The organism is Marinobacter sp. NFXS9 (assembly GCF_040148665.1).
GTDB classification, from domain to species: Bacteria; Pseudomonadota; Gammaproteobacteria; order Pseudomonadales; family Oleiphilaceae; genus Marinobacter_A; species Marinobacter_A mangrovi.
In genome coordinates this window covers 84,179-110,754 of sequence record NZ_JAGDDW010000004.1, presented here as the reverse complement: position 1 = coordinate 110,754, position 26,576 = coordinate 84,179, and the positions used below count along the sequence as shown (strand labels likewise).

Below are 26,576 nucleotides of genomic sequence, written 5' to 3'. Positions count from 1 at the left end.
ACGTCAATGAAGCGGACGATCGTTGCTCCGGATACTGTCCCGGCGCTGAGAATCGGCGATGGCGTCTGTTATTGTGCGCCGCGCCCCTCTGCGCTCCCCTGGCTGACACAAGGAACCCACCATGCCGCTGGTCGCGTCAAAAGACAGTGATATCGTTTTCCAGAGTTACGGTCGCTGCTGTAACAACCCGATTTTCTTCGTGGACTTCTACGACCGCTTCATGGGCTGTTCCGACGCGATCCGCGAGCAGTTTCGCGACACCGACATGAAGCAGCAGCGCCACCTGTTACGTAACGGCATCATGCAGCTTGTGCTCTATGCCCGCGGCATGTCGGATGCCAAGCTGAAGGCGCTGGGCGAAAGCCACAACCGGCACGGCTACAACATCCGACCGGAATGGTACACCCAGTGGGTGGATGCCCTGATGGCCACGTTGCGGGATCACGATCCCCAGTTCGATCTGGCCGTGGAAGCCGCCTGGCGCCGGGCGATCGCACCCGGCGTTGAGTTGATTCGCAGCGCCTATTGACCGACGGTGCCGGTGATTCTGTCGGGACACCGGCCGTCCCTGGATTGACCAGACACAAAAAAGCCCCCGCGGCGGACGGAGCCGGGAGGCGAAGCTTGCTACCCCAATGTTCCTGCGATGCAATCCGGGTGCGTTTTGCTGCCCAGTTGCCTCTCAGTGCTTGTGTTTCGTGCCCTTGTGCGAATCCCGATAGATGAAGTAACCCACCCCGCCAAAGAAGGCGAACATCAGGGCCACTGTGGCGATGCCTGCAATTACGAACGCATCCATATACATGGTGGCTCCCCCGTTTTCATTCGTCAGGCTTACTTTAGGTCCGGAATGGGTGCCGAGCCTTGACTTGCATCAAGGGTGAGCAGGGCGTTTATTGATTGGCGTCAATTGTCGACCGATTGCCCGGGAATGGCGTTCGGGTTGCGCTGGGTCAATATGACGCCTCCGTCATTCTGTTATTAATGCACACTGACGGTGATTCGGGAGGGGGTATGGAACTACAGTTTCTTGGCGGTGTGGGCACCGTCACCGGCTCTCGTTACCTGATCTCCAGTGGCCAGTCCCGGCTGTTGGTGGACTGCGGCCTCTACCAAGGCGTCAAGACCTTGCGTAAACGCAACTGGAACCGCTTTCCTGTGGATCCCGCTACCCTGGATGCCGTGGTTCTGAGCCATGCCCATATCGATCACTCAGGCTACGCGCCGGCCCTGGTCAAGCAGGGGTTCCGGGGGCGCATCTACGCGACGGCGGCCACCTGTGCCCTATGCCGTGTGCTGCTGCCGGACGCCGGCTTCCTGCAGGAGGAAGACGCCCGTTACGCCAACCGAAAGAAGTACTCCCGCCATCGTCCGGCGGCGCCGCTGTTCACCGAACTGGACGCGCGGAAAGCCCTGGAACAGTTTGAAGCCATGCCCTTCCAGATTCCGTTCGAGCCGGTGCCCGGCCTGCGGGTCCGCTTCACCCATGCCGGGCATATCCTGGGATCGGCCTGTGTCCATGTCACCGAGACGGGCACCGGGCGAACCCTCGTTTTCAGCGGAGATATAGGGCGACAGCGGGCGTTGCTGATGGACGCGCCGGAGCCCATTGACGAGGCCAGTGTGCTGGTGTGCGAATCCACCTACGGCGACCGGTTGCACCCGGCCGAAGATCCGGAGGACACGCTGGCCGCGGTGATCGGCCGCACGGTGGAGCGCGGCGGGTTGGTGTTGATTCCGGCGTTCGCGGTGGGCCGGGCCCAGGCCATCCTGTACCTGATCCACAAACTGATCGGCGAGAAGCGGATTCCATCGGTACCGGTCTTCCTCAACAGCCCGATGGCGATCCGGGCGACGGAGATCTTCTGCCATTTCCACAAGGAACATCGCCTCACACCCGAACAGTGCGCCCTGATCGACGACCACACCACCTACGTGCGAACGGTGGACGAATCCATTGCCCTCAATCGGCGGCGGTCGCCCTGCGTTATCGTGTCGGCCAGTGGGATGGCCAGCGGTGGGCGCGTCCTGCATCACCTCAAGACGCTGTTGCCGGATCCCCGCAACAGCGTGATCTTTGCCGGTTTCCAGGCTCCGGGCACGCGGGGAGACGCGTTGGTCAGTGGCGTTGAGCGGGTGAAAATCCACGGCGAGTACTGGCCGGTGAAAGCGGAGATCCTCAACATCGACACACTGTCGGCCCACGCCGACTACCAGGAAATCCTGGACTGGCTGGGCCAGGGTCGGCTCAAACCCGAGCAGGTTTACCTGACGCACGGCGAACCCCTGGCCAGTGATCTGATGCGCCGAAGGATTGAGGAGCGGTTTGGCTGGAAAGCCGACGTACCCGACCTGTATGAGGTGGTGTCGATCTGACCGGTTGGTGCGGCGACTGGCACGAGGGTGAGCCATGGAATGCGCTGTTCGATGATCTTTACCGCTAAATTTCTATTGCTGTTTCCGGGTCCATATCCACCTGATTGACCAAGGTGTCCGGATTGTCACAATTAAGCGGTCTATTCGCATCATCGTGAGTTGGCTGACGAAAGGATGTGAAATATTTCGGGGCACAACTGGATGGTTCATAGCTGGGGGCGCACTTCTGGTGCGTTGTTTAAAGTCGGTTGTGCCGTATTAGTTCGTCCTTCCCCGGAGTACTTGGTAATAAATTTCCTGAACAGTTGGCCAGTTTTTTGCTCCGCATTTCCGCAGTGCTGATTCTCGCCCGGGCCTGCTATCTTTTCCGGATGTCAGGTTAAACTCACGGGCCACGAATGAGTCGCTCATAAAAGAAAGTGACATAACAGGAGACGGTGCGAATGCGCTTTTTAAAGAAACTGGCTGTGCTGGCGGCCCTGATTATCCCCATGCACGCCTTTGCGGAAGATCCATTGAAAGTCGGCTTTATCTATGTGGGCCCGATCGGTGACCACGGCTGGAGTTACCAGCACGATCAGGGACGTAAGGCCCTGGAAGAGCATTTTGGCGACAAGGTACAGACCACCTACGTTGAGAACGTCAACGAGGGCGCGGACGCCGAGCGGACCCTGCGCCGTCTGGCCCAGGCCGGCAACGACGTGATCATTGCCACCTCCTTCGGTTTCATGAACGCGATTGCGCGCGTGGCCAAGGACTACCCGGACAAGGTGTTCCTGCACGCGACGGGCTACAAGCGCGCCAAGAACCTGGGCACCTACCTGTCCGTGACCTATGAAGGCCGTTACGTCAGCGGCACGGCTGCCGGCCTGGTGACCGAGTCCAACAAGATCGGCTACATCGCCTCTTTCCCGATCCCGGAAGTCATCCGCGACATCAACGCCACCTTCCTGGCGGCGCGCAAAGTGAACCCGGACGTGGAACTGAAAGTGGTCTGGGTCAGCACCTGGTTCGATCCGGCGAAAGAAGCCGATGCTGCCAACACCCTGATGGATCAGGGTGTGGACGTGATCATCCAGCACACCGACAGCCCGGCGGCCATGCTGGCGGCGGAGAAGCGCGGCAAGTGGGCCGTGGGTCAGGCGTCTGACATGTCCCATTTCGGTCCGCATGCGCATCTGTTGTCTGTCGTAGACGACTGGGCGCCTTACTACATCCAGGCGGTCCAGCAGGTTATGGACGGCACCTGGAAGTCCACCGACTACTGGGGCGGTATCAAGGAAGGCGACATCAAGATCGTGGGCCTGAGCGACCGTCTGACCGACGAGCAGACCAAGAAGGTCAACGACACCATCGAAGCCATCCGCACCGAGAAGTTGCACCCGTTCACCGGTCCGATCTACGACCAGGACGGCAAGCTGCGCATCAAGGAAGGCGAGGTGGCCACCCACGAGCAGCTGTCCAGCATGGACTGGTACGTTCAGGGGATGACCGCGACTTACCCGCAGTAAGACACACGACAAGGCGGAGCCTGGCTCCGCCAACGACCGCTGTCTGAGGCCCGAAGCTGCATGTGACGGGCCTTTTTTGTGTCTGAAATCATGGTTTTTGAGACGAACGGCACGATGGATCGGTCGTGGGGCTGAAGCCAATGGATGCCACCGATTTCGGTCAGGCTTTTTGCAAAAACCTCCTTGGCTTCGGAGGCGCCGAGAGGCGGCTGTTGTCAAGCCGCTCGGGGCATCAGTCTGGTAGGTTGGGCTGACGCGGGAAGCCCAACAATAGGCGGACACCGGACATCCCCGTTATCGTGGGCATGCTTGGAGCATGTGTTTTGGAAAACAGGCTTGGCGGCCATTGGATTGGATGAGATGGGCCGCAAACCCGGTTTGTTGGGCTTCCTGCGTCAGCCCAACCTACGCCAATGCGCATTTGCAGCACCCTCTACAGCTTCGGAGGCGCCGACAGGCGCCCGTTTTCAGGTTACTCGGGTCATCAGATCCGCAAGCCCGGCACGAACATTCTCAACCAGTTTCTGCTCATCCAGACCCAGCACCGAACCGTCCTCGACCACCGGCTTCCCGTCCACAAAGCTGTGACTCACGCTCACCGGCTCCCCACACATCAACGGCGCAAACAGGGGCGTATGCACGCCGGCAAAGCGCGGTGAATCAATGTCGTAGATCGCCAGATCGGCAGCCTGACCGACCGCGAGCTCGCCGGTGGCCTCCAGGCCCAGCAAGCGGGCGCCGTCGCGACTGCCCCACTGCAGCACCTGCTCCAGCGTCGTGGCGTCCGGGCCGTGCAGGGCGCGGTGGATTAGCCAGGTCAGGTTCAATTCCTGCAGCATCGAGCCGGACTCCGCCGAAGCAGAGCCGTCCACGCCGATGCTGACGGGCACGCTTTTTCCGGCCATCTCGATCACCGGGGCCACGCCGCTGCCAAGACGGCAGTTGGAGGTGGGGCAGTGGGCGATGCCGGTGCCGGTGGCGGCCAGCCGCTCAATGGCGTGGGGATCGCTCTGCACAAGGTGGGCGAACCACACATCGGGGCCCAGGAAATCGCAGCTCTCTGCATAATCGATGGCGGCCATGTCGAACTTCTCCCGGGCCTGCACCTCATCGAAACCGACTTCCAGAAGGTGGGAGTGCATACGCAGACCGTTCCCTCGGGCGTAGGCGGCCATCTCTTTCAGGAAATCCGGCGGGCTGGAATGAATCAGGCTGGTGGGAGCGACCACCAGCCGGCGCATCGCGTCCGGGGCGGTCTGGTGATAGCGCGTGCGGGTGCGCTCCATGCGATCAATCACCTGGTCGGTGGATTCCGGTTCGATATTGTGCCGGCCCAGTCCCTTGTGACTGCCTTTCTCCACCGCGCTGCCACGGCACAGCACCAGGCGGATGCCCAGTTCGTCGGCCGCCTGCCAGACGGCGTCTTCCAACTCGTCCGGCGTGTCCCGGTGATACAGGTAGTGGTGGTCGGCGCAGGTGGTCGTACCCGAGCGCAGCAGTTCATACAGACCCAGCCGGGCGGCGTGGTACATCAGCTCCGGCGTGATCTGTGGCCAGAAGCGGTAGGGCACCGAACCCAGCCAGTCGCCGAGCCCCTGATTCAGCCCCTCGGGCACGCCCTTGAGGATGGACTGTGCAAGATGGTGGTGGGTGTTGACCAGGCCGGGGTAGACGATGCCGCCGCGGGCGTCGATCACGGTATCGCCGACCTGGGGATCGAGGTCGCGACCGAGGGCGGCGATGCGGTTGCCGTCGATGCGGAGGGCGGTAGCATCCGGCTGGTCGGGTGAGAAGATCGCGGTGGCGTTGCGAATCAGGTAGGGCATCAGGGGCTCCTTAATCGGGCAAAGAGCAATGTCCCGGAGCCGGCAAAGCTCCTGACCGCTTCTACTCTCAGAGTGGGGTGGTTTTAAAACTGTCTGTCTGGTCAGTTTTGTTGATGGGAGAGACAGTAGCAACTTTCACTCCAGATCCTGCCCTGCAATTCCTCGGCGTTTCCACGGAACGGTGCTGCAAAAAATGCCCCGATATGGAGCGCTACGGTGTTTTTCGCGACGGGATGGTGCGAGGGGGCGCGGGGTTCCTGCCGCCCCTTGCGGCGTTTCGCCTGATCCGGCGCGGCCTCGCCATGTCTGGCATGGCATCTGCAACTGACCGGGCACGTGACTGAGTAGAAGCAGTCAGGTTCTCCTCCGGAGGATCGGGTCATTGCTCATCGCGCATCGGCGGGTGTTGGACACATCGCGGCCGGGCGTGATTGGTGCGATGTCCCGATACCGATCGTCCCGCCGTTCTGTCCGCACCTCCCTCGAACGATGGCCTGCAGGTGCAGGTCCAAAGGAGACAGGACATGACCATCAAAGCAAAACGGCTTCGTGCACTGACGTTCGCTGCGCTGGCACTCGGTGCCTCATTGAGCCATGCCGCTGACAAGGTGACCTTCCAACTGGACTGGCTGCCCGGCGGTGACAAAGCCCCCATCTACGTCGGCCTCGAGCAGGGCTACTTCGCGGACGAAGACCTGGACGTCACCATCGCGTCAGGACGCGGCTCCACCGATGCCATCACCAAACTGGTCACCGGCCAGGCCGACGTCGGTCTATCGGATCTGGTGTCGCTTCTGGTCGCCCGGGCCCAGGATAACGTGCCGGTCAAAGGCATCTATTCCGTATTCAGCGAGGCGCCCCATGCGTTCTTCACGGTAAAAGGCTCTGGTATCGACAGCGTGAAGGACGTAGCCGACAAAACCATCGCCACCTCGCCCTTCACCTCGTCCAACCTGTTCCTGCCGCTGTTGCTGGACGTGAACCATGTCGACGCGAACAGCATCAAGCTGGTCAAGACCGACCCGGGTGCGCTCAATCCGATGCTGCTGACCGGTCGCACGGACGTGGTGATCAGTTGGGTCACCGACACGGAAAAATACCGGGCCATGGCGAAACAGGCCGGCAAGGAACTGAACGTGATGCCGTGGTACGACGCCGGGCTGGCCTTCTACTCCACCTCGGTGATCGCCAGCGAGAGCTTCCTCAAGGAGCGTCCCGACGTGGCGCGCCGGTTCGTGAAGGCCTACGCCAAGGCGATCCACTACACCTGGGCGCACCCGGATGAAAGCGGACAGGACGTTCATAACGTCGTCCCTGAAGTGGATGCGGAGACGGCAGCGGCCACCATCCGCTCGATTCGCCCGCTGGTCTATAACGACGTCAGCAAGGCGCAGGGCATGGGCGCGTTCAATCCGAAGCGTTTGGGCACCACCTGGGAATGGACGGCCAAAGCGCAGCACATCGCCGTCGATTCGTTTGATCCGGAAACGGCGGTGGACCGCTCGTTCATGCCGGAATCCTGAATGCGGACTGGCTGCTGCGGCGGCCGGTCCTGTTACGGAGTAGAAGCGGCAGGCGAGGGGGCGATCCCTCGCCAGGCATTGCTCCAATCACTGGCGGGGCAGCCCGCCAAGCCATTGGAGAAACATCATGACGAATAGCAAGGCATACAGCCTGAAAGAACTGGCATTTGAAAGCACGATCGGCGGCGAGGGTGTGGAAACCGATCGCCAGATCCCGATGATTGACCTGAGCGACTTTGAAGCGCGCCGCACCGAGATCACCGAACAGCTATGGGAGGCCGCCTGTGAGGTGGGCTTTTTCCAACTGGTGAATCACGGTCTGGAGGTGAGCAAGGTGCGCGAGGCGTTTTCGGCCGCCGAAGCCTTCTTTGCGCTGGACGCCGACACCAAAGTAAAATTCCCGCTCAAGGAAGGGCTGAATACCGGCTGGGAGTTCAAGTCGCAGGTGCGTCCCTCGACTGGCACCGCCGATGAAAAAGAGTCCTTCCAGATCACGTTGCCCTACATGGACGACCTGTGGCCGGGCCAGACCACCCTGCCGGAATTCCAACGCATCATGCTGGATTTCGAACACCGGGCCTGGCAGGTGGGCATGGATATCCTGTCCTGCTTCGCCGACCGCCTGGGCTTCGAGCGGGACTTCTTCACGCGCGCCCACGACCGCAGCTCGCCCGAGTACCAGAGTACCCTGCGGCTGCTGCATTACCTGCCGCTGCCGGAGGGCGCCGAGTACCCGCCCGGTACCTGGCGCGCCGGCGCCCATACCGATTTCGACTGCTTGACCATGGTGTTCCAGAAGGAAGGGCAGTTCGGGCTGCAGGTGTGTTCCGGAAAGGACGCCCAGGGTCGTGCGGATCAGGCATGGACCAGCGTGGTCCCGCGCGACGACGTCATCACCTGCAACATCGGCGACATGCTGATGCGCTGGAGCGACGACAAACTCAAGTCCACCCTGCACCGCGTGCGCATGCCCCGGGCCGGCGAATACCAGGGCCCGCGCTACAGCATGGCGTTCTTCTGCCAGGCCAATAAGGACGTCATGATCCAGGGGCCGGAGCAGAAGTATCCCGAAATATCAGCACGGGATTACCTGTTGCAGCGGATCAACGCGAACTTTGCCGGGAAGATGTAGATCGTTGTGAAAGTGAGGAAGCCCGTGCCGGGAGGTGCGGGCTTTTTTGTGTCAGGACGTCCGTCTGCGGCACGCATTGTCGGGACGACTCGGAGGGAAAGCCTCTCTCCCCTTGTGGGAGAGAGGTTTGGAGAGAGGGGACGAGGCGAGAGCCTCGCTGGGAGTCACCAGCCCCTTTCAACCAGCAAAAGGAGCGTCTGTTGACGCTTCCCCCTCTCCCCGACCCTCTCCCGCGAGGGGAGAGGGAGTTTTCGCGGATACTTGGGGAGGTATGGCGCTTTGTATTGCCTGACGGAATTTAGGAGCGGGCTGTGAGGTTTGCCAAATCATCTGTGGCGATAACGCCTAAGTCAGAAAGAAGCGAATGGATGCCCTTGCCGAAGGAGGGGCAAGGACGTCCCGGTCGCATTAGCCGGCCAGGGACGGCCGTCTAATGCAGCGTAGGCAAGGGTGTCCATTGGCTTCCGGCTCGAGGGCGCAGTCTTACCGAGCCCAGCCTTCCTCAAAAAAGGCACCTGACGGCGCCTCAGAAGCTGAAGCGTCTGCTACATGGACGCCCCGGGCCGTTACTTCTGGGTCTGCAGCCAGCTACCCAGCTCCTTCCGTTCCTTTTCCGTCATGCCGGTGGTGTTGCCCAGCGGCATGTACTGGCTGTTCACCGCCGCCTGCATGATCTGGGCGCTGTGGTCCTTCACCGCTTTGAGCGAGTCGAACGCTATGCCCGCGGGCGGTGCCTGGAAGGCCGGGTTGCTGGGGTCCTTGGCGTGACACGCCGAGCAGTGGGTATCCACCAGTTGGCGGATGTCGGTATCGGCCACCTTGGGCGCGTCCGCGTTCGTGGCGGCGGCTTCCGCCTGCTTGCCGGTGGGCGGGGCGATCACGCCGATCAGGATCACGGTCATGATGCCGCAGGCCAGGAGAATCGACGGCTGGTAGACGCCCCGGTGCTTCAGGTTGAAGAAGTGCCGCGCGAAGGCCGTGATGAAGCCGATCGCCGCCAGGATCATCCAGCCTTCCGGATGCCCGTACAGCATCGGGTAGTGGTTGCTGATCATGATGAAGATGATCGGCAGGGTGAGGTAGTTGTTGTGGGTCGAGCGCAGCTTGGCCAGCGCCGCGAGGCGCTCCACCCGCGCGTCCGGTTCCCGGCCCTGTTCCACCGTTTCCACCAGCGCCCGCTGGGACGGCATGATGCCCAGGAACACGTTGCCCACCATGATGGTGCCGATCACCGCGCCGACGTGGATGAACGCGCCGCGCCCGGCAAAGATGTGGAACAGCGCCCAGTCCACCGCGACCAGCAGGACGAACAGTACGGCGCCAAAGGCCATCCCGTTCTTCGCCAGCGGGCTGCGGATCAGCAGCTCGTAGATCAGCAGCATGCCGCCGATAAAGCCCAGGCCGATCAGCGCGGCAGACAGGGTGGTCAGTTCTACCTTGGAGTTGTCGATCAGGTAGCTGCTGGAGCCGAAGTAGTACACCGAGAACAGCAGCGCGGTGCCGGAGAGCCAGGTGCTGTAGGCCTCCCACTTGAACCAGTGCAGGATGCCGGGCATTTTCTCGGGCCCCAGCTTGTACTTGGCCACTTCGTAGAAGCCGCCGCCGTGGACGGCCCACAGGTCGCCCTTGATGCCCTTTTTTTTCTTCCACTCGGGCGGATCTTCCAGGTGGTTATCCAGCCAGATGAAATAGAACGACGCCCCGATCCAGGCGACGCCTGCAATCACATGGAACCAGCGGATGAGCAGGCTGAGCCATTCACTGAGGTACGCGGCCATCGGTTACTCCTTTCTCTGAAATAGGGTCTGCATCCCGATCGAACCGACACTGGCCGGCAATGTAGGTGCGTTGGATGACCCGGTCGTCGCCCAGGATCATCAGGTCGAACAGCCTGTCGCGCAGGCTGGTGCTGTGCTGCTTGAGGCTCAGCATGGGGGTGGCGTCCGTATCCAGCAGTACGAAGTCGGCGACCTTGCCGGGGGCGAAGTTGCCGATCTCGTCGTCCCGGTGCAGCGCTTTCGCGTTGCCCAGGGTGGCCAGGTAGAACGCCTGGAAGGGCGTCAGTGCCTGCTCGCGCAGCTGACAGACCTTGTAGGCCTCGGCCATGGTCTTGAGCAACGACAGGCTGGTGCCGCCGCCCACGTCCGTGGCCAGGCTCAGGGTGACGCCCGCCTGATGGGCGCTGCGCAGGTCGAACAGGCCGCTGCCGAGGAAGGTGTTTGAGGTCGGACAGAAGGCGATGCGCGCGCCGGTTTCCACCAGCCGCTGGCGATCACCGTCGTTGATGTGGATGCCGTGGGCCAGCACCGCACGGTCAGTGAGCAGGCCGTAGTGGGCGTAGACGTCCAGGTAATCGGCCCGGTCCGGGAACAGCTCGCTCACCCAGGCGATTTCCGCCTTGTTCTCGGCCCAGTGGGTCTGCATCAGTACGCCCGGGTTGTCCGCCACCAGTTTGCCGGCCAGCTCCAGTTGACGCGGGGTGGACGTGGGCGCAAAGCGTGGGGTCACGGCGTATTGCAGCCGGCCGTTGTGGTGCCAGCGGTCGATCAGCGCCTGGCAGTCCCGGTAGCTGCTCTCGGCCTCGTCGCACAGCCCTTCCGGCGCGTGGCGGTCCATCATCACCTTGCCGGCGGTGATGGCCTGGCCACGGGCTTCGGCGGCCTCGAACAGGGCGTCCACCGATTGCGGGTGAGAGGTGCAGAACACCAGCCCGGCCGTGGTGCCGTGGCGCAGCAGCTGGTCCAGAAACAGGTTTGCCTGACTCTTCGCCCAGTCGGTTTCGGCAAAGCGCATTTCCGCCGGGAAGGTGTAGGTCTCCAGCCAATCCAGCAACTGGGCACCGTAGCTGCCGATCACCCCGAGCTGGGGCAGGTGCACGTGGGTGTCGATAAAACCGGGCAGGATCACGTGCTCCGGCCAGTGCTCGACCGGCGTGCCTTCCGACAGCGTGCCGAGCAGCGCCTCGGCGGCCCCCACGGCTTTAACCCGGCCGTTCTCGATTACCAGCAGCCCGTCCTCGAACCACTCGTAGCTGTTATCCGCCGGTGTCTCCAGGCCGGGATCGGCCAGGAAATGCAGCAGCCGGCCCCGGTAGGCCTGCACCGGTTGCGTTGACGCCATGGTGATCAGCTCCCGCGATACGTCGAGTAGCCCCACTGGTTCAGCAGCAGGGGCACGTGGTAGTGGTCCTGGTCACCGCTGACGGAGAAGTCGATGGTCACCTGGGGGTAGAAACAGTCCTTGCCGTAGGCCTGGAAGTAGTCGCCGGTGGCGAAGGTCAGGCGGTACAGGCCGGTCACCAGCGGGCCGTTGAACCACTTTCCGATGCGGCCGTCGCTGTCGGTCGTGCCTTTGGCCACCTGGGTCCAGCCGTCGCCGTCCTGCTGCTCGAGGGTCACGACGACGCCCTCGGCGGGGTAGCCGCTGCCGAGGTCAAGGATGTGGGTCGTAATCGGGCTGCGTTCGCTCATACCAGTTTATCCAGTCTCAGGTGGGTGATTTTGGCCTGCTCGCGGCCGGCGTTCTCGATCTCCTGCGCGCGGGTGTTGGGCAGGCGCGCTTCCAGCAGGGCCAGCATCTCATCGGCGGATTTGCCAGTGGCGCAGACGATGAAGATAAAGCCGAATTTCTCGTGATAGGCGTCGTTGCCGTCCTTCAGCCGGTGCAGCACGTCATCGCTCGCCACGGCGGTAGAGGACTGCTCGCCGCTGGCCAGGGCGTGGGTGTTGGCGTACTTGGCCTTGAGGCTCTTCACGTCGCCGATCTTGGGATGGGCGTCGAACGCTGCGAGCCAGTCGCTCTCGGTCATCGTCGGCCAAAGCGCTTCCGCCTTGCGATGCAGGTCGTCGCGGTCGGCAAACGGACGGGCGGCAACCATGCCCTCGACCCAGCGGTCAGCGGCGCAGCAGGTGCGCAGGGTGTCGGCGGCCTCGGTCGCGCTCATCGCGTTGAGAGATTCCAGGGACATTCAGTTCTCCAGCTTCGGGTTTGATGCGGTTGCCGGATCGGCGTCTTCCCGCATCAGGGTTTTCAGGTTGGACCAGGACAGGCCGCGGCGGGCCGGTTTGTCCGTGACCTCGGCCGCCAGGCCCAGCAACTCGGCGGAAATCGACACCGCGACTTCCATGGGTCGCTTGCCCGGCACGTCGCGCCGGCCGACCGGGCAGCGGATGCTGTTGATCTGCGCGTCGCTGTAGCCGCGGTGGGCCAGCCGCTGGCGGAAGCGATCCGCCTTGGTGTCGGAGCCGATCAGGCCGATGGAGGCGGCGTTGTCCGCGTCCAGCAGCGTGCGGCACAGGTCGAAATCCAACTGGTGATTGTGGGTCAGGATCACCACGTGGGCGCCGTCGGCCAGCGCGGCGGCGTCGCCCGCCGGATCGTCCGTGTGATGGCGGCGCACGTTCACCGGCAGCTCGTCCGGGAAACTGTCGGCGCGACTGTCCACCCAGGTGATCTGCCAGGGCAGCTCGCCCATGATGGTGATCAGAGACTTCGCCACGTGCCCGGCGCCGAACACCACCAGCCGGCCGTCACCGCCGGCATGACCTTCCATCAGAACCGCGACACTGCCGCCACAGCACTGACCGAGACTGGCGCCCAGCGGGAAATGGGCCATCTCGCAGGTGTAGTCCCGGGCGGCCAGACGCTCCCGGGCGCTGGCGATGATGCGGTACTCCAGGTGGCCGCCGCCGATGGTGTCGTGGCTCTGCTCGCCGGTAACCACCATCTTGCTGGCGGGCTCGCGTGGCACCGAGCCGGTGACGCCCAGCACGGTAACCAGCACGTAGGGTTCACCGCGCCGCTCGCAGTCGGCCACGGCTTCGTACCAGGTCAGGCGCTTTTGCATGAGGAATCGCCTCCGTTGTCGGCCAGCCACCGCCGGGTGGCGGTGACGGCCGTGAGAACCTGCTCCGGCGTGGCCGGGCTGTCGAAGGGCGGGCTGTAACGGTAGTCCGCCAGACTGGCGACGGCATCCCGCAGGGCGCACCAGACCGAGATGCCGAGCATCAGCGGCGGCTCACCCACGGCCTTGGAACGGAACACCGTGGCTTCGCGGTTGGGGCTGTGAGGCAGCAGGGACACCCGGAAATCCTCCGGCGCGTCGGACACCGCCGGGATCTTGTAGGTTGCCGGTCCGGTGGTCATCAGCTGGCCCTGGTCGCTGTACATCAGCTCCTCAGTGGTCAGCCAGCCCATGCCCTGGATAAAGGCGCCCTCGATCTGGCCGATGTCGATTTCCGGGTTCAGGGACTGGCCCACATCGTGGAGGATGTCCGTGCGAACCACCCGGTATTCGCCGGTCAGGGTGTCCACCACCACTTCCGAGCAGGCTGCGCCGTTGGCGTAGTACAGGAACGGGCGGCCCTTGCCGGTCTCCGGATCGTAGTGGATCTTGGGCGTGGCGTAGAAGCCGGAGGAGGACAGCGACACGCGGGCCATATAGGCCTGCTGCACGAAGTCGGCCCAGTGGAAGATCTCCTTGCCCACGCGCACCTGATTGTTGGCGAACTCGACCTCGTCGGCGCTCACGCCATACGTCTCGACCGCGAAGTCCACCAGCCGCGCCTTGATCTTCTCGCAGGCGTCCAGCGCCGCCATGCCGTTCAGGTCGGAGCCGGAGGAGGCGGCGGTAGGTGATGTATTTGGTACCTTGTCCGTGCGGGTGGCGGAGACCTTGATGCGGTCGATGTCCACCTGGAACGCGGAGGCCACCACCTGGGCGACCTTGATGAACAGGCCCTGGCCCATTTCCGTGCCGCCGTGGTTCAGGTGGATGCTGCCGTCGGTGTAGACGTGCACCAGCGCGCCGGCCTGGTTCAGGTGTTTGGCGGTGAAGGATATGCCGAATTTGACCGGCGTCAGAGCGAGGCCGCGTTTGACCACGGGGCTGCGGTGGTTGAACTCGGTGATGGCCAGGCGCCGCTCGCGGTAGTCCGAGCTGGCTTCCAGCTGCTCGATCAGCTCCGGCAGCACGTGCTGTTCCACGGTCTGGCCGTAATGGGTCTCGTCCCGGCCCGGGCCGTAGAGGTTGCGCTTGCGCACGTCCAGCGGGTCGAGGCCGCGGTGGCGGGCGATGTCGTCCATGGCCCGCTCGATGATCATCATGCCCTGCGGCCCGCCGAAGCCCCGGAACGCGGTGTTGGATACCGTATGGGTCTTGCAGCGGTGACCGACCACCCGGGCCTGGTCCAGGTAGTAGGCGTTGTCGGCGTGGAACATGGCGCGGTCGACGATGGCGTCGGACAGGTCCGGCGAGTAGCCGCAGCGCCCGGCCACCATGATGTCGGCGCCGTGGAGCATGCCCTCGTCGTCGAAGCCGATGTCGTAGGTGTTGTAGAAGTCGTGGCGCTTGCCGGTCTGCACCATGTCGTCCGGCCGGGCCATGCGGTATTTCACCGGGCGGCCGGTGTGCCGGGCCAGCAGGCTGGAAATGCAGGCCAGCGGCGCCGCCTGGGTTTCCTTGCCGCCGAAGCCGCCGCCCATGCGACGCACTTCCACCTGTACCTCATGGAGCGGCAGCGCCAGCACTTCGGCCACCAGCTTCTGCACCTCGGACGGGTGCTGGCTGGAGGTGTGCACGAACACGCCGGCGTCCTCGGTGGGTTCCACCAGGCAGGCCTGGCCTTCCAGGTAGAAGTGTTCCTGCCCGCCTACGTGCATCTCCGCCTGCAGGCGATGCGGGGCTGCGGCCAGCGCCTTGTCCGGAACGCCGCGTTCCTGGGTGTGCGAGGGGCGAACGAAGAACTGTTTGGCCAGCGCGTCTTTCGTGGTCAGCACCGGTTCCAGCGGCTCGTATTCCACCTTCGCCAGTCTGGCGGCCTGGCGCGCGGCGCGCAGGGAGGTGGCCGCCACCGCAAACAGGGGCTGGCCGATGAATTCCACCAGATCGCCAGCCAGGATCGGATCACCGGGAAAGACCGGGCCAATGTCGGTGTGGCCGGGCACATCGTCAACGGTTAGCACGGCTTCCACGCCGGGATAGGCGCGCACGGCGCTCAGGTCCATGGACTTGATGCGGGCGTGGGCCTGGGTGCTCTGGCCGACGGTGGCGTGCAGCAGGCCGGGCGGCTCCGGCAGATCGTCGATGTAGCGGGCCTGGCCGCTGACGTGCTTCCAGGCGCTGTCGTGGGCAATCTTCGAGCCGGCGGTGCCGCGTGCGCTCGCCGGCGGTTGGATCACGTTCTCGGGGAGTTTACGCATAGTCGGTCACCGTCAGGGGAAAGGCGGAATCGAAATGGCTGCCGGTTTCCAGCAGGGCGCGTTGCAGGAGGTTGCCGGCGACCTGCTGGCGGTATTCGGCGGACGCTCGCACGTCCGACATGGGCTTGAAGTCGCTGGCCAACGCTGCGATGGCGGCCGATACGGTGGCCTCGTTCCACAGCTGGCCCTGGAGGGCTTGCTCGGCGGCGCTCGCCCGTTTGGGGATGGCGGCCATCCCGCCAAAAGCGAGTCGGCAGTCACTCACGGTGTCCTCTTCGATGTGCAGCCAGAACGCGCCCAGTACGGCGGAGATGTCGTCGTCCAGACGCTTGGAAATCTTGTACAGCAGCAGGTGCTCGTTGGCCTTGGGTAGCGGTACCCGCACGCCGCGGATGAATTCATGGGGCTGCAGGTCAGTCTGCTTGTAGTCTTTGAAGAAATCGGCCAGTGGAATGCGACGCACGCCGTCCAGGCTGTCCAGTTCCAGCTCGGCGTCCAGGGCGATCAGGGCCGGGGGCATGTCGCCGATGGGGGAGGCGTTACCAATATTCCCGCCGAGGGTGCCGCGATTCCGGATCTGTAACGATCCCAGACGTTCCAGTAACGGTGCAAAATGCGGCCAGTGGGTCGGCAGGACCTCGTTGAGTTGGCGATACGTTAGTCCGGCACCGAGATAGAGGTGATCGTCTTCCTCTGTGAGTTGCTGCAGCTCAGCCACACGCTCCACGCTGATCAGATGATCGAGATCCTTGAGTTGCTGGGTGATCTCCAACGCCAGGTCGGTGCCGCCGGCGATCAGGCGGGCTTCCGGATACTGCGCGCGCAGGGTGCGCAGCTCGTCCAGGGTTTGCGGCAGGTCGCAGCGCCGGCCGTGGTCGTCCCGGAGGCTGCCCTTCTCGCCGTTGATGCGTTGCAGAGCCGCGATCATGGCGCCGTCCTGCAGCCAGTCCGGCCCGCTGAAGCGTTTGCCGGTCTCACCCGGTGTCCAGGTCTCGACGCAGGCGCGCCGGCCGGCTTCGATGATGGGGCGGTAGCCGGTACAGCGGCACAGGTTGCCCGCGAGCGCCTCCAGCAGCTCGTGATGACTGGGCGGCGTGGCCAGCCGGTTGGCATCCGCCTGACGTGCCGTGTGCAGGGTGAACAGGGACATGACGATACCCGGCGTGCAGAACCCGCATTGTGCCCCGTGACACTCGATCATGGCTTTCTGGACCGGATGGGCAGGTTCTTCCTTTAAGACATCCACGGTCACCAGATGTTTCCCGTGCAGGCTGCCCACTATTGCGATGCAGCTGTTCACCGACTCATAGCGCAGTGCGCGGGCGCCGGGATCAAGGACACCGATGCTCACGGTGCAGGCGCCACAGTCGCCGGAGGCGCAGCCTTCCTTGGTGCCGGTCAGGCGCATTTTGGTGCGCAACCATTCCAGAATGCTCAGATTTGGGTCAGTATCCGTTAACTTTCGGGGCTCGCCATTGAGAGAAAATTCGATCACGGGTCTCACCATCTTGCGTATTATGGCCACCTTCCAGGCCCGTTGAGCCGCATCGTGCAGGGCGGTCGGGCGGGGCGGTCTGCTTGGCGTAACGGGCGGATGGCCGTTACTCAATTCACTCCCTGACCGGAGTTTTGCAATTTTCTGACCAACTAGTCGAGTTTATAGAAAAATGATTTTTTCTCGCCAGTTGGCAAGCAAATTGCTGAATCACGAAATGTTGATTGTCTGGTCAGTTTATTACACGAAAGAGGTTCAATAATGACGGCAGCGGCACGGCTACGTCTGGAGAACATCGTCAAGGAGTACCCTGGTTGCCGGGCCAACGACGGTATCGACCTGACGGTGGCGCCCGGTGAGATCCACGCCCTGCTGGGTGAGAACGGGGCTGGCAAGAGCACCCTGATGAAGGTGATCTACGGGGTCATCCAGCCGGACGAGGGCACCCTTTACTGGGACGGTGAAAAGCTGACCTTGCAAGGTCCGGCCCATGCCCGACAGCTAGGAATTGGCATGGTCTTCCAGCATTTCTCCCTGTTCGAGACGCTGACCGTTGCCGAGAACATCGCCTTGGGTCTGCCGGCCAGCGAGGCCAGGGATCGCAAGAAGCTCGAAGCGCGCATCCGCGACGTGTCGACCCACTATGGCATGGCGCTGGACCCGCGCCGCCACGTGCACAGCCTGTCCACCGGCGAACGCCAGCGGGTGGAGATCGTGCGCTGCCTGATCCAGGACAGCCGCCTGCTGATTCTCGACGAGCCCACCTCGGTGCTGACCCCGCAGGAAGTCGCCGACCTGTTCCGCACCCTGCGCCAGCTGGCCAGCGAGGGCTGCAGCATCCTGTTTATCAGCCACAAGCTGCAGGAGGTGCGCGACCTGTGTCATCACGCCACCGTCCTGCGCAACGGCAAGGTCACCGGTGAATGCGATCCCACCGAAACCTCGACCGACGCCATCGCCCGCCTGATGGTCGGCGACGAAACCCCGCTCAGCACCGATGTGCCGCCCGCCTCACCGGGTGCGCCGCTGCTGGAAGTGAGTGGGCTCAGTTACGTCAACGACGACCCCTTCGGCACCGCCCTGCGTGACATCACCATGGAACTGCGGGCCGGTGAGATCGTGGGCATCGCCGGGGTGGCCGGTAATGGCCAGGACGAGTTGTTGCGCGCCCTGTCGGGTGAATACCAGACTCCGGCGGAGCAGATTCGCTTCGACGGGCAGGCGGTCGGTCAAATGGGACCGGACGCGCGGCGCCGGGCCGGGATTGCGGTGGTGCCGGAAGAACGGCTGGGCCGTGGAGCCGTCCCGGACCTGTCTCTGGTGGACAATACGCTGCTGACGGCCTCCGCCCAGGGGATGGTGAGCAAAGGCTGGGTGGCCTATCGCAAGGTCCGCGAGTATGCCACCCGCGTGCGCGAGCGTTTTCAGGTGAAGTCGGACGGCATCGAGGCCACGGCACGCAGCCTGTCCGGCGGCAATCTCCAGAAATTCATTATCGGTCGGGAAGCGCTGCAGGCGCCCAAACTACTGGTGGCCTCCCACCCCACCTGGGGTGTGGACGTGGGCTCCGCGGTGGCCATCCATCAGGTGCTGGTGGAGCTGCGCGACAAGGGGGCGGCCGTCCTGCTGATTTCCGAGGATCTCGATGAACTGTTCCAGCTCTGTACCCGCATGGGTGCGATTTGTGGCGGGCGGCTGTCGCCGCTCGTGCCTACCGAATCCCTCAGCATTGAACAGCTGGGGCAGTGGATGGCCGGCGATTTTGCCGATGCGGCCGGGGAGGTGAACCATGCTGTCGCTTGAACGCCGCCCGGTGGATTCCCGCCTGATGGAATACCTGTCGCCGTTGCTGGCGCTGGTGCTGACCATCATCACCGGTTTTCTGATCTTCCTGGGCCTCGATCGTGACCCGTTGGAAGGCCTGCGCCTGTTCTTTATCGTCCCGATCAGCGACGCCGTGGGCGTGGCCGAACTGGGTTTGAAGGCTGCGCCATTGCTGCTGTGCGCCGCCGGCTTGACCATCTGTTACCGTGCCAAGATCTGGAACATCGGGGCGGAAGGCCATTTCCTGATGGGGGCAGTGGGCGCCACGATCGCGGCCCTGCAGTTTGGTGAAGGCTCCGGGTTCTGGATCCTGCCGGTGGTGCTGCTGGCCGGTATTGCCTGCGGCGCCCTGTGGTCGGCGATTGCGGCGTTCCTGAAGACGCATTTCCACTGCAATGAAATCCTCACCACCATCATGCTCAACTACATCGCCCTGAACCTGCTGCTGTATGCGGTGCACGGGCCGTTGAAGGATCCGTACGGCTTCAGCTTCCCGCAGTCGGCGATGTTTGGGAACGCGGCCCTGCTGCCGATGCTGATTCCCGGCACGCGTCTGCACATCGGCCTGCTGTTCGCCCTGCTGGCGGCGGTTACGGTGGGCGTGCTGTTCGCCCGCACGTTTATCGGCTTCCAGCTCAAGGTGCTGGGGGAAGATCACAAGGCCGCCGAATTCGCCGGCTTCCCGCGCAAGCGGCTGATCTGGTTCGCCTTTCTGGTGGCCGGTGGCATGGCCGGTCTGGCCGGGGCCTCCGAGGTGACCGGCCCGATCGGGCAGCTGATTCCGCAGGTGTCACCGGGCTACGGCTACACCGCCATCATCGTTGTCTTCCTCGGCCGCATGCGGGCGATCGGCCTGATCCTGGCCAGTGCGCTGCTGGCGCTGACGTTTCTGGGGGGCGAGATGATGCAGATCGGCATGAACCTGCCCAAGGCCATGACCGGCCTGTTCCAGGGGCTGCTTCTGTTCTACCTGCTCACCTGCGACGCCTTTATCCACTACCGGATACGCCTGACCCGCAAACACGTGTCGGCGTCGGCCGGTTCCAACACCCCACTGGCCACACAGGAGAGCTGAGATGAGTCCCGACATGATCGTCAATATTCTCGCTGCAACTGTGGTGGCCGGCACCCCGCTGCTGATCGTCGCGCTGGGGGAACTGATCTGCGAGCGCTCCGGCGTCCTCAACCTCGGTCAGGAAGGCATGATGCTGATCGGCGCGGTGGCCGGATTCGCTGGCGTTTACGCCAGCGGCAGCCTGCTGGTCGGCGTGGTCGCCGGCATGGCCGCCGGGGTGGGGATGTCGCTGCTGTTCGGCTTCATGGCCATTACCCTGGCGGCGAACCAGTACGCCGCCGGTCTGGCCCTGACCATCTTTGGCACGGGTCTGAGCGCCTTCGTCGGCACCGATTTCGTGGGCAAGACCATCGACGGTTTCACCAAACTGCCGATCCCGTTCCTTAGCGACATCCCAGTGCTGGGCCCGGTCCTGTTCAATCACGACCTGCTGGTTTACGTCTCCCTGGGGCTTTTCGTGGCGGTCTATGTCTTCCTGCGCCACAGCCGGGGAGGCCTTTTGTTGCGGGCGGTGGGTGAATCGCCGGAATCGGCCAACGCCAACGGCCTGCCGGTGCTGCTGATCCGCTACCTGGCGGTCAGCTTCGGCGGTGCCATGGCGGGATTGGCGGGGGCTTACCTGTCCCTGGCCTACACGCCGCTGTGGACAGAGGGCATGACCGCCGGCCGCGGCTGGATCGCCCTGGCGCTGGTGGTGTTCGCCACCTGGCGGCCGGTGCGGGTGCTGCTGGGCGCCTACCTGTTCGGCCTCGCCAGCATCCTGCACCTGGTGTTGCAGGGCTTCGGCTGGGACATCTCACCGGAACTGCTGGCCATGCTGCCGTACGTGGTGACAGTGATCGTACTGGTCCTGCTTTCGGCGAACCCGACCCGGACGCGGCTGCATACGCCGCTGTCCATCGGTCAACCCTGGCGGCCCAGTCGTTAGGAAAGAAGAAATGGGAGGCCGTCAATGTAACGGCCGCCCCGACAAGCTTGCGAGTAGACAAGTTTCAATAACGAAAAATGCCACTGCCAACGATGAAAAAGGCGACTCAGGGGGCTCTCCGAACCGCCGCAAAATAAATGACAGAGGATACTTCGACCATGAATGCACTTCGTAAAACACTGCTAGTGACCTGTGTAACGGCGGCCTGTATGCCGGCGGCCCACGCGGAAAAGTTCTTTTCGGACTCCAGCATCTCACTGCTGCACAGCGCCGACTATGAAGCGTACGGCGACCGTCAGGAGGAAGACACCGTCTTCACCTTCGAGAACGTTACGGCGCACGACTGGGGCGGGACCTTCCTGTTCTTTGACCGCAATCACGGTCGCGGACCGGATAAGGGCAACGACAACGTCTATGGCGAGTTCTCGCCCTCACTGAGCCTCGGCTGGCTCACCGGGAATGATCTCAGCTTCGGTCCGGTGAAGGACGTCTACCTGGCCGGCACCTATGAGTACGGCGGTGCCCCGGAACAGAACAACATCCTGACGGGCTTCGGTCTGTCCTGGGATCTGCCCGGCTTCCAGTACTTCAACACCGTTGGGTACTATGCCAGTAACAACAGCAGTGCCGCCGGATTCAGCGATCCGGACAACGACTGGCAGCTGACCGTCACCTGGGGCTCGCCGTTCGAAGTGGGCCCCGCGCGATTCCTGTTCGACGGCTATATGGACTGGTCAACGGCCGAAGGAGATCACGCGTCCGAGATGCACTTCAATCCCCAGTTCAAGCTGGACCTGGGTAACTTCACCGGCAATCCGGGCGTGCTGTATGCCGGTATCGAGTACTCCTACTGGAACAACAAGTACGGAGTCGGTGATGATGACATTTACGGGACCGAGAGCGCGGTCAGTGCCCTTGTGAAGTTCCACTTCTAACGCCAACCCGGGGGAGTCCGATGGCGGGCTCCCCCGCCCAGACAGCGATGGATGCCCATGACTCTGCAACCTGAAGCGAACATCAACGAGATCGAGGACACACCGGAGAAAGGCCGGACACGTCGATACCGTCCGGGACGCATTCGGGAGAAGAATCGGGAACGGATCATCGCCGCCGCCGAGGAGGAGTTTGCCCACCACGGCTTCCGCGGGGCCACGATCCAGAACATCGCCGAGCGGGCGGAGTTGCCCAAGTCCAACGTGCTGTATTACTTCAGCAACAAGCAGCGCATCTATTCGGCGCTGTTCGACGACATCATGAGCCGCTGGAATGCCGTGTTCTCCGAAATCAGCCCGGACGACGATCCGGCGGAGGCACTGGAAACCTTCATCCGGACCAAGGTGGAGATGTCCCGCCAACACCCCATGGCGTCCCGCCTGTTTGCCCAGGAGATCATCCAGGGTGCGCCCTTCCTCAAGGACCACCTGCGCACCAACATGCGCGAATGGGTGCGGGGACGGGCCAAAGTGATTCAGCAGTGGATCGATGACGGCCGCATGGCGCCGGTCGATCCGGTGCAGCTCATCTTCCTGATCTGGTCCTCGACCCAGCATTACGCGGACTTCCAGGTCCAGATCCTGATGGTGGAGAACAAGGCCGAATACGAAGCGCAGGATTTCGAGCACGCCGCCAACTTCCTCACCGGCGTGATCCTGCGTGGTTGCGGATTGGAGCCCAAGACCCATGACCATGAGTGAGCATTACCCCCGCGATCTGCGCGGCTATGGCGCGGAACCTCCCAAGGCCAACTGGCCGGGAAAAGCGCGCATTGCGGTGCAGTTTGTCCTGAATTACGAGGAAGGCGGTGAAAACTGCGTCCTGCACGGGGACAGCCATTCCGAGATGTTCCTGTCCGAGATCATCGGCGCGCAGCCCTATCCGGACCGGCACATGAGCATGGAGTCGATCTACGAGTACGGCTCCCGCGCCGGTGTCTGGCGTGTCCTGCGCGAGTTCAGAAAGCGTGACCTGCCGTTGACGGTGTTTGGCGTGGCCATGGCGCTGCAGCGCAACCCGGAGGTCACCCAGGCGTTTATCGACGATGGCCACGAGATTGCCTGTCACGGCCTGCGCTGGATCCATTACCAGGACGTTGAGGAATCCCGCGAGCGGGAGCACATGGAGCAGGCCATCGCCATCCAGACCGAACTGACCGGCAACCGCCCGCTGGGCTGGTACACCGGCCGCGACAGCCCGAACACCCGCCGTCTGGTGGTGGAAACCGGCGGTTTTGAATACGACAGCGATTACTACGGCGACGACCTGCCGTTCTGGACCACCGTCGAGACCCGCGACGGCGAGCAGAGATCGCACCTGGTGGTGCCCTACACGCTGGACACCAACGACATGCGCTTCGCCACCAACCAGGGCTTCAACTCCGGCGAGCAGTTCTTCCAGTACCTGAAGGACGCGTTCGACGTGCTTTACGAGGAAGGCGCCGAAACGCCGAAGATGCTGTCCGTCGGGCTGCACTGCCGGCTGGTCGGTCGGCCGGGTCGCTTCCGGGCCCTGCAGCGGTTCCTCGACTACATCCAGAAGCACGATCAGGTTTGGATTTGCCGGCGGTTGGATATTGCGCGGCATTGGAAGGCGGAGCATCCGTACCGGCCGGCTTGAGGAACCAGGAACCAATTGGGAGTTGGGCAGGCCTTTGGCCTGCTCCCCCTCTCCCCCGGCCCCTCTCCCTCCAGGGGAGAGGGGAGCTTATAGGCCTGCTTCGAGTTCGCCGGCCATTAAGCCTCTCTCCCCTGGAGGGAGAGAGGTTTGGAGAGAGGGAACGAAGACCACTCCAAAACTAAAGAGCCAACACAACATGAGTGATGTACAAATCGCCCCGATCATCGAAGGGCCTGATTTTTCCCGGGACTACCTGAACCTCGCCGACGGCAGCCTCGGCGCCGAGGTCACCTGGGTCACCGACGAATTCTTCGCCCCGCGCGATCGCATGCTGGACCCGGAACCCGCGCGCTTCTACCCGGACAAGTACGACGACCACGGCAAGTGGATGGACGGCTGGGAAACCCGCCGCCGTCGCAACACGGGCCACGACTGGTGCATCGTTCGCCTGGCGATGCCCGGCGTGCTGCACGGGGTGGATTTCGACACCAGCTTCTTCACCGGCAACTTCGCCCCGGCGGCGTCCGTCGAGGCCTGCTGGTCACCGGACAGCGATCCGGACAACGATGCAGAGTGGCAGGAAATCCTCCCGGCGGTGTCCCTGTCCGGTAACGACCATCGCTTTGAAACACTGGCCGCTTCCGGCCCCTGGACCCACCTGCGGCTGCACATCTGGCCCGACGGCGGCATGGCCCGTTTCCGGGTCTACGGCCAGCCGTTCTGCGACTGGGACAACCGCAGCGCCGACGAACGCCTGGACCTGCTGGCACTGGCCAACGGCGGCGATCAGGTGGCCTGGAGTGACGCGCACTACGGCGAGCCGCGCAAGCTGCTGCGCCCGGGCCGGGGCATCAACATGGGCGATGGCTGGGAAACCCGCCGCCGCCGTGAACCGGGCAACGAGTGGTGCATCCTCAAGCTGGGCCACAAGGGCATCGCCGAAGGCCTCGAGATCGACACCGCCCATTTCAAGGGCAACTTTCCGGACCGCGTCTCGATTCAGGCCGCCTGTGTGGAGCAGGGCACGCCCCAGTCCATCATCACCCAGAGCATGTTCTGGGAGACCCTGCTCGACGAGCAGCCGCTGACGGCCGACGCGATCCATGAATTCAGCGAACTGAACGACCTGGGAGCGATCACCCACATCCGGGTGAACAGCATTCCCGACGGCGGGATCAGCCGGGTCCGTCTCTGGGGGAAAGCGGTAAAATGAGCAGCCCGCGAACCGTTTCGGTCCAACCGCTGACCCGTGAAGCATTTGCGCCCTTTGGTGACGTGATTCAGGCCGAGGGTTCGGCCTCGTTCCCCATCAACGCCGGTCGCACCGAACGTTTTCACGCGCTGGCGGCGGTGGAAACACTGGGCGAGGGCGCCGATGCGATTATTTCCATCTTCCGCGGCCAGCCTTTGGAACCGTTGCTGATCGACCTGATGGAGCGTCACCCGCAGGGCAGTCAGGCGTTCATGCCGCTGGGCGAGCAGCCTTACTGGGTGGTGGTGGCGCCGCCGGGCGACTTCGATCCGGCGCAGGTTCGCGTCTTCCGGGCCGAGCCGGGGCAGGGTGTGAACTATCACGCCGGCACTTGGCACGCGCCGCTGCTGCCGGTGAACCGTGACGCGGACTTCCTGGTGGTGGACCGTCGCGGCCCGGGGGACAACTGCGATACCGTCGATCTGGACCCGCCGGTCCGGCCGGAGTGATGTGATATGTCCCGTTTCGCCATCGCCCACGCGGCTGTGTTCACGGTCGATCCCCATAACACCGTCATCCCGGATGCCACCGTCCTCGTGGAAGACGACCGCATTCGCGCCGTCGGACCGTCCGAGGCCATTGAGCTGCCGGCGGATTGCCCGGTGGTGGACGGTCGCGGCAAGGTGCTGATTCCCGGTCTCGTGGATGCCCACTCCCATTCCAGCCTGATGCGCGGTGTGACGGAGAACATGCCGCTGATGGAATGGCTGCCGCACTACCAGCTCGAACACCGGGCGCTCACCGAAGAGGACGCCTACCACTCGGCCCGCTTGTGTTACCTCGAAGCGCTCAAAGGCGGCACCACCTGCGTCATGGACATGTTCCGCTTCATGGATCGCTGCGCCGATGCGGCGGGTGAAATCGGCCTGCGGGTGAATCTCGCGCCCTATGTGGCGGACCAGCCGGGCAAGGATTTCTTTGCCACCCGTGACGAGAATAAACGCCTGATCCGGACCCACCACGGCAGCCAGTCCGGTCGCATCCAGGTGTGGATGGGACTGGAGCACCTGTTCTACTGCAGCGAGGACGCCTACCGCGACGCGGTGCGGTGCCAGCAGGAGTACGGTGTGGGCATCCACACCCACGCCTGCGAACAGAAGGAAGAGGAAGCGGCGGTGCTGGAGGCTTTCGGCCGTCGCTCCATCGGTATGCTGGACCATTACGGCGTTTTGGGGGAAAAGACCCTGATCGCCCACTGCGTCTGGCTCAACGACGACGAGATCAAGCGCCTGGCCGACACCGGCACCTCGATTGCCCATTGCCCGGTCAGCAACGCCAAGCTCGCCAGCGGTGTGGCCCGCACGCCGGACATGCTGGCGGCGGGGCTGACGCTCGGGCTGGGCACCGATGGTCCGGTGTGCAATAACAGCCTCGACCTGTTCGAGGAAATGAAATTCGCCTCCCTGATCCAGAAAGCCACGCGGCTGGATGCTACCGCGCTGCCGGCGGACCGGATCCTGCGCATGGCCACCATCGACGGCGCCAAAGCGCTGGGGCTGGACGGGGAGATCGGATCGATCGAGGTGGGCAAGAAAGCCGACCTCGTGATGCTGGACCTGGGGGCGCCCAACCTGACGCCCCACGACATCAGGGAGGATGGCGGCAACGGGTTATGGAATCTGGTGTTTGCCGCGCATGGCAGCAACGTCACCCACGTCTGGGTGGACGGGCGCTGCCTGATTGAGAACGGTCGGTCGACACAGGTCGACGAGGGCCACGTGGTCGCCACGGCACAAGCCTGTGGCCTGTCCCTGTATGAACGATGCCGTGCTCTGGATCATCTCCGTGTGGACATGGTTTAGAGGGGCTCTTAGGAGCACA

Annotated in this window: 23 protein-coding genes; 14 read left to right on the top strand and 9 right to left on the bottom strand. The window is 63.5% G+C overall.

Annotated elements, in window-relative coordinates:
• Positions 1-121 precede the first annotated feature (121 nt).
• The gene (locus J3364_RS08415) at positions 122-529 is read left to right on the top strand and encodes a globin (protein ID WP_349557931.1); all 408 of its coding nucleotides are present in this window, start codon (positions 122-124) and stop codon (positions 527-529) included.
• 153 nt (positions 530-682) lie between these two features.
• Here the strand turns inward: J3364_RS08415 and ccoM are convergent, their stop codons facing one another.
• A complete protein-coding gene (ccoM, locus tag J3364_RS08410) occupies positions 683-805 on the bottom strand; it encodes a cytochrome c oxidase subunit CcoM (RefSeq protein WP_349557930.1) in 123 nt (40 codons plus the stop codon).
• 209 nt (positions 806-1,014) lie between these two features.
• On the opposite strand from ccoM, the gene J3364_RS08405 reads away from it, so the two are divergent.
• Positions 1,015-2,376 (top strand): MBL fold metallo-hydrolase RNA specificity domain-containing protein, encoded by a 1,362-nt coding sequence (locus tag J3364_RS08405; protein WP_349557929.1) that lies wholly within the window; start codon positions 1,015-1,017, stop codon positions 2,374-2,376.
• A 443-nt stretch (positions 2,377-2,819) separates the two neighbouring features.
• Positions 2,820-3,887, top strand: a complete 1,068-nt coding sequence (locus tag J3364_RS08400) for a BMP family ABC transporter substrate-binding protein (protein ID WP_349557928.1) — start codon at positions 2,820-2,822, stop codon at positions 3,885-3,887.
• Between the two features lie 467 nt (positions 3,888-4,354).
• On the opposite strand, the gene J3364_RS08395 is transcribed toward J3364_RS08400, so the two are convergent.
• Positions 4,355-5,713: an amidohydrolase family protein gene (locus J3364_RS08395; protein ID WP_349557927.1), complete on the bottom strand. Its 1,359-nt coding sequence runs from the start codon at positions 5,711-5,713 to the stop codon at positions 4,355-4,357.
• A 524-nt stretch (positions 5,714-6,237) separates the two neighbouring features.
• Between J3364_RS08395 and J3364_RS08390 the strand changes: the two genes are divergently transcribed.
• Complete coding sequence (locus tag J3364_RS08390; protein ID WP_349557926.1) at positions 6,238-7,236, top strand: ABC transporter substrate-binding protein; 999 nt, start codon at positions 6,238-6,240, stop codon at positions 7,234-7,236.
• Positions 7,237-7,363: 127 nt separating this feature from the next.
• Positions 7,364-8,368 (top strand): isopenicillin N synthase family dioxygenase, encoded by a 1,005-nt coding sequence (locus J3364_RS08385; RefSeq protein WP_349557925.1) that lies wholly within the window; start codon positions 7,364-7,366, stop codon positions 8,366-8,368.
• 566 nt (positions 8,369-8,934) lie between these two features.
• Here the strand turns inward: J3364_RS08385 and J3364_RS08380 are convergent.
• From J3364_RS08380 to xdhA, 7 genes are read right to left on the bottom strand one after another with little or no spacing between them, the layout of a single operon-like run.
• Positions 8,935-10,146 (bottom strand): urate hydroxylase PuuD, encoded by a 1,212-nt coding sequence (locus tag J3364_RS08380; RefSeq protein ID WP_349557924.1) that lies wholly within the window; start codon positions 10,144-10,146, stop codon positions 8,935-8,937.
• Positions 10,127-11,488 (bottom strand): guanine deaminase, encoded by a 1,362-nt coding sequence (guaD, locus tag J3364_RS08375; protein ID WP_349557923.1) that lies wholly within the window; start codon positions 11,486-11,488, stop codon positions 10,127-10,129. The genes J3364_RS08380 and guaD overlap by 20 nt, the downstream gene beginning before the upstream one ends.
• 5 nt (positions 11,489-11,493) lie before the next feature.
• Positions 11,494-11,838 (bottom strand): hydroxyisourate hydrolase, encoded by a 345-nt coding sequence (uraH, locus tag J3364_RS08370; protein WP_349557922.1) that lies wholly within the window; start codon positions 11,836-11,838, stop codon positions 11,494-11,496.
• Entirely contained in the window at positions 11,835-12,335 is a 501-nt protein-coding gene (gene uraD / locus J3364_RS08365) for a 2-oxo-4-hydroxy-4-carboxy-5-ureidoimidazoline decarboxylase (RefSeq protein WP_349557921.1), read from the bottom strand. Before uraD ends, uraH begins: the two co-directional genes overlap by 4 nt.
• The gene (gene xdhC / locus J3364_RS08360) at positions 12,336-13,214 is read right to left on the bottom strand and encodes a xanthine dehydrogenase accessory protein XdhC (protein ID WP_349557920.1); all 879 of its coding nucleotides are present in this window, start codon (positions 13,212-13,214) and stop codon (positions 12,336-12,338) included. It abuts the gene before it with no gap.
• Positions 13,199-15,568 (bottom strand): xanthine dehydrogenase molybdopterin binding subunit, encoded by a 2,370-nt coding sequence (gene xdhB / locus J3364_RS08355; RefSeq protein ID WP_349557918.1) that lies wholly within the window; start codon positions 15,566-15,568, stop codon positions 13,199-13,201. The genes xdhC and xdhB overlap by 16 nt, the downstream gene beginning before the upstream one ends.
• Positions 15,561-17,063: a xanthine dehydrogenase small subunit gene (gene xdhA / locus J3364_RS08350; RefSeq protein WP_349557917.1), complete on the bottom strand. Its 1,503-nt coding sequence runs from the start codon at positions 17,061-17,063 to the stop codon at positions 15,561-15,563. Before xdhA ends, xdhB begins: the two co-directional genes overlap by 8 nt.
• A 261-nt stretch (positions 17,064-17,324) precedes the next feature.
• On the opposite strand from xdhA, the gene J3364_RS08345 reads away from it, so the two are divergent.
• The 9 genes from J3364_RS08345 to J3364_RS08305 all read left to right on the top strand — a co-directional run bounded on the left by J3364_RS08345 (position 17,325) and on the right by J3364_RS08305 (position 26,557).
• Positions 17,325-18,866: an ABC transporter ATP-binding protein gene (locus J3364_RS08345; protein ID WP_349557916.1), complete on the top strand. Its 1,542-nt coding sequence runs from the start codon at positions 17,325-17,327 to the stop codon at positions 18,864-18,866.
• Positions 18,853-19,962, top strand: coding sequence for an ABC transporter permease (locus J3364_RS08340; protein ID WP_349557915.1), 1,110 nt, complete (start codon positions 18,853-18,855; stop codon positions 19,960-19,962). Before J3364_RS08345 ends, J3364_RS08340 begins: the two co-directional genes overlap by 14 nt.
• 1 nt (position 19,963) lies before the next feature.
• Positions 19,964-20,890: an ABC transporter permease gene (locus J3364_RS08335; RefSeq protein WP_349557914.1), complete on the top strand. Its 927-nt coding sequence runs from the start codon at positions 19,964-19,966 to the stop codon at positions 20,888-20,890.
• 158 nt (positions 20,891-21,048) lie between these two features.
• Entirely contained in the window at positions 21,049-21,825 is a 777-nt protein-coding gene (locus tag J3364_RS08330; protein WP_349557913.1) for an outer membrane protein OmpK, read from the top strand.
• A gap of 57 nt (positions 21,826-21,882) precedes the next feature.
• On the top strand, positions 21,883-22,584 hold the full coding sequence (locus tag J3364_RS08325) for a TetR/AcrR family transcriptional regulator (RefSeq protein ID WP_349557912.1): 702 nt from the start codon (positions 21,883-21,885) through the stop codon (positions 22,582-22,584).
• Positions 22,577-23,503, top strand: coding sequence for an allantoinase PuuE (gene puuE, locus J3364_RS08320; RefSeq protein ID WP_349557911.1), 927 nt, complete (start codon positions 22,577-22,579; stop codon positions 23,501-23,503). Before J3364_RS08325 ends, puuE begins: the two co-directional genes overlap by 8 nt.
• Positions 23,504-23,699: 196 nt before the next feature.
• Complete coding sequence (alc, locus tag J3364_RS08315) at positions 23,700-24,716, top strand: allantoicase (protein ID WP_349557909.1); 1,017 nt, start codon at positions 23,700-23,702, stop codon at positions 24,714-24,716.
• Positions 24,713-25,204, top strand: a complete 492-nt coding sequence (locus J3364_RS08310) for an ureidoglycolate lyase (protein ID WP_349557908.1) — start codon at positions 24,713-24,715, stop codon at positions 25,202-25,204. The genes alc and J3364_RS08310 overlap by 4 nt, the downstream gene beginning before the upstream one ends.
• Positions 25,205-25,210: 6 nt before the next feature.
• Positions 25,211-26,557 (top strand): amidohydrolase family protein, encoded by a 1,347-nt coding sequence (locus J3364_RS08305; RefSeq protein WP_349557906.1) that lies wholly within the window; start codon positions 25,211-25,213, stop codon positions 26,555-26,557.
• Positions 26,558-26,576: the final 19 nt, after the last annotated feature.

Coding starts and splice junctions, on each gene's coding strand:
- uraD (WP_349557921.1), bottom strand. CDS start 12,335: ATGTCCCTGGAATCTCTCAACGCGATGAGCGCGACCGAGGCCGCCGAC.
- J3364_RS08415 (WP_349557931.1), top strand. CDS start 122: ATGCCGCTGGTCGCGTCAAAAGACAGTGATATCGTTTTCCAGAGTTAC.
- J3364_RS08305 (WP_349557906.1), top strand. CDS start 25,211: ATGTCCCGTTTCGCCATCGCCCACGCGGCTGTGTTCACGGTCGATCCC.
- J3364_RS08395 (WP_349557927.1), bottom strand. CDS start 5,713: ATGCCCTACCTGATTCGCAACGCCACCGCGATCTTCTCACCCGACCAG.
- J3364_RS08400 (WP_349557928.1), top strand. CDS start 2,820: ATGCGCTTTTTAAAGAAACTGGCTGTGCTGGCGGCCCTGATTATCCCC.
- J3364_RS08345 (WP_349557916.1), top strand. CDS start 17,325: ATGACGGCAGCGGCACGGCTACGTCTGGAGAACATCGTCAAGGAGTAC.
- alc (WP_349557909.1), top strand. CDS start 23,700: ATGAGTGATGTACAAATCGCCCCGATCATCGAAGGGCCTGATTTTTCC.
- J3364_RS08390 (WP_349557926.1), top strand. CDS start 6,238: ATGACCATCAAAGCAAAACGGCTTCGTGCACTGACGTTCGCTGCGCTG.
- J3364_RS08335 (WP_349557914.1), top strand. CDS start 19,964: ATGAGTCCCGACATGATCGTCAATATTCTCGCTGCAACTGTGGTGGCC.
- J3364_RS08405 (WP_349557929.1), top strand. CDS start 1,015: ATGGAACTACAGTTTCTTGGCGGTGTGGGCACCGTCACCGGCTCTCGT.
- guaD (WP_349557923.1), bottom strand. CDS start 11,488: ATGGCGTCAACGCAACCGGTGCAGGCCTACCGGGGCCGGCTGCTGCAT.
- J3364_RS08330 (WP_349557913.1), top strand. CDS start 21,049: ATGAATGCACTTCGTAAAACACTGCTAGTGACCTGTGTAACGGCGGCC.
- J3364_RS08310 (WP_349557908.1), top strand. CDS start 24,713: ATGAGCAGCCCGCGAACCGTTTCGGTCCAACCGCTGACCCGTGAAGCA.
- xdhC (WP_349557920.1), bottom strand. CDS start 13,214: ATGCAAAAGCGCCTGACCTGGTACGAAGCCGTGGCCGACTGCGAGCGG.
- J3364_RS08340 (WP_349557915.1), top strand. CDS start 18,853: ATGCTGTCGCTTGAACGCCGCCCGGTGGATTCCCGCCTGATGGAATAC.
- ccoM (WP_349557930.1), bottom strand. CDS start 805: ATGTATATGGATGCGTTCGTAATTGCAGGCATCGCCACAGTGGCCCTG.
- puuE (WP_349557911.1), top strand. CDS start 22,577: ATGAGTGAGCATTACCCCCGCGATCTGCGCGGCTATGGCGCGGAACCT.
- J3364_RS08380 (WP_349557924.1), bottom strand. CDS start 10,146: ATGGCCGCGTACCTCAGTGAATGGCTCAGCCTGCTCATCCGCTGGTTC.
- J3364_RS08325 (WP_349557912.1), top strand. CDS start 21,883: ATGACTCTGCAACCTGAAGCGAACATCAACGAGATCGAGGACACACCG.
- uraH (WP_349557922.1), bottom strand. CDS start 11,838: ATGAGCGAACGCAGCCCGATTACGACCCACATCCTTGACCTCGGCAGC.
- J3364_RS08385 (WP_349557925.1), top strand. CDS start 7,364: ATGACGAATAGCAAGGCATACAGCCTGAAAGAACTGGCATTTGAAAGC.
- xdhB (WP_349557918.1), bottom strand. CDS start 15,568: ATGCGTAAACTCCCCGAGAACGTGATCCAACCGCCGGCGAGCGCACGC.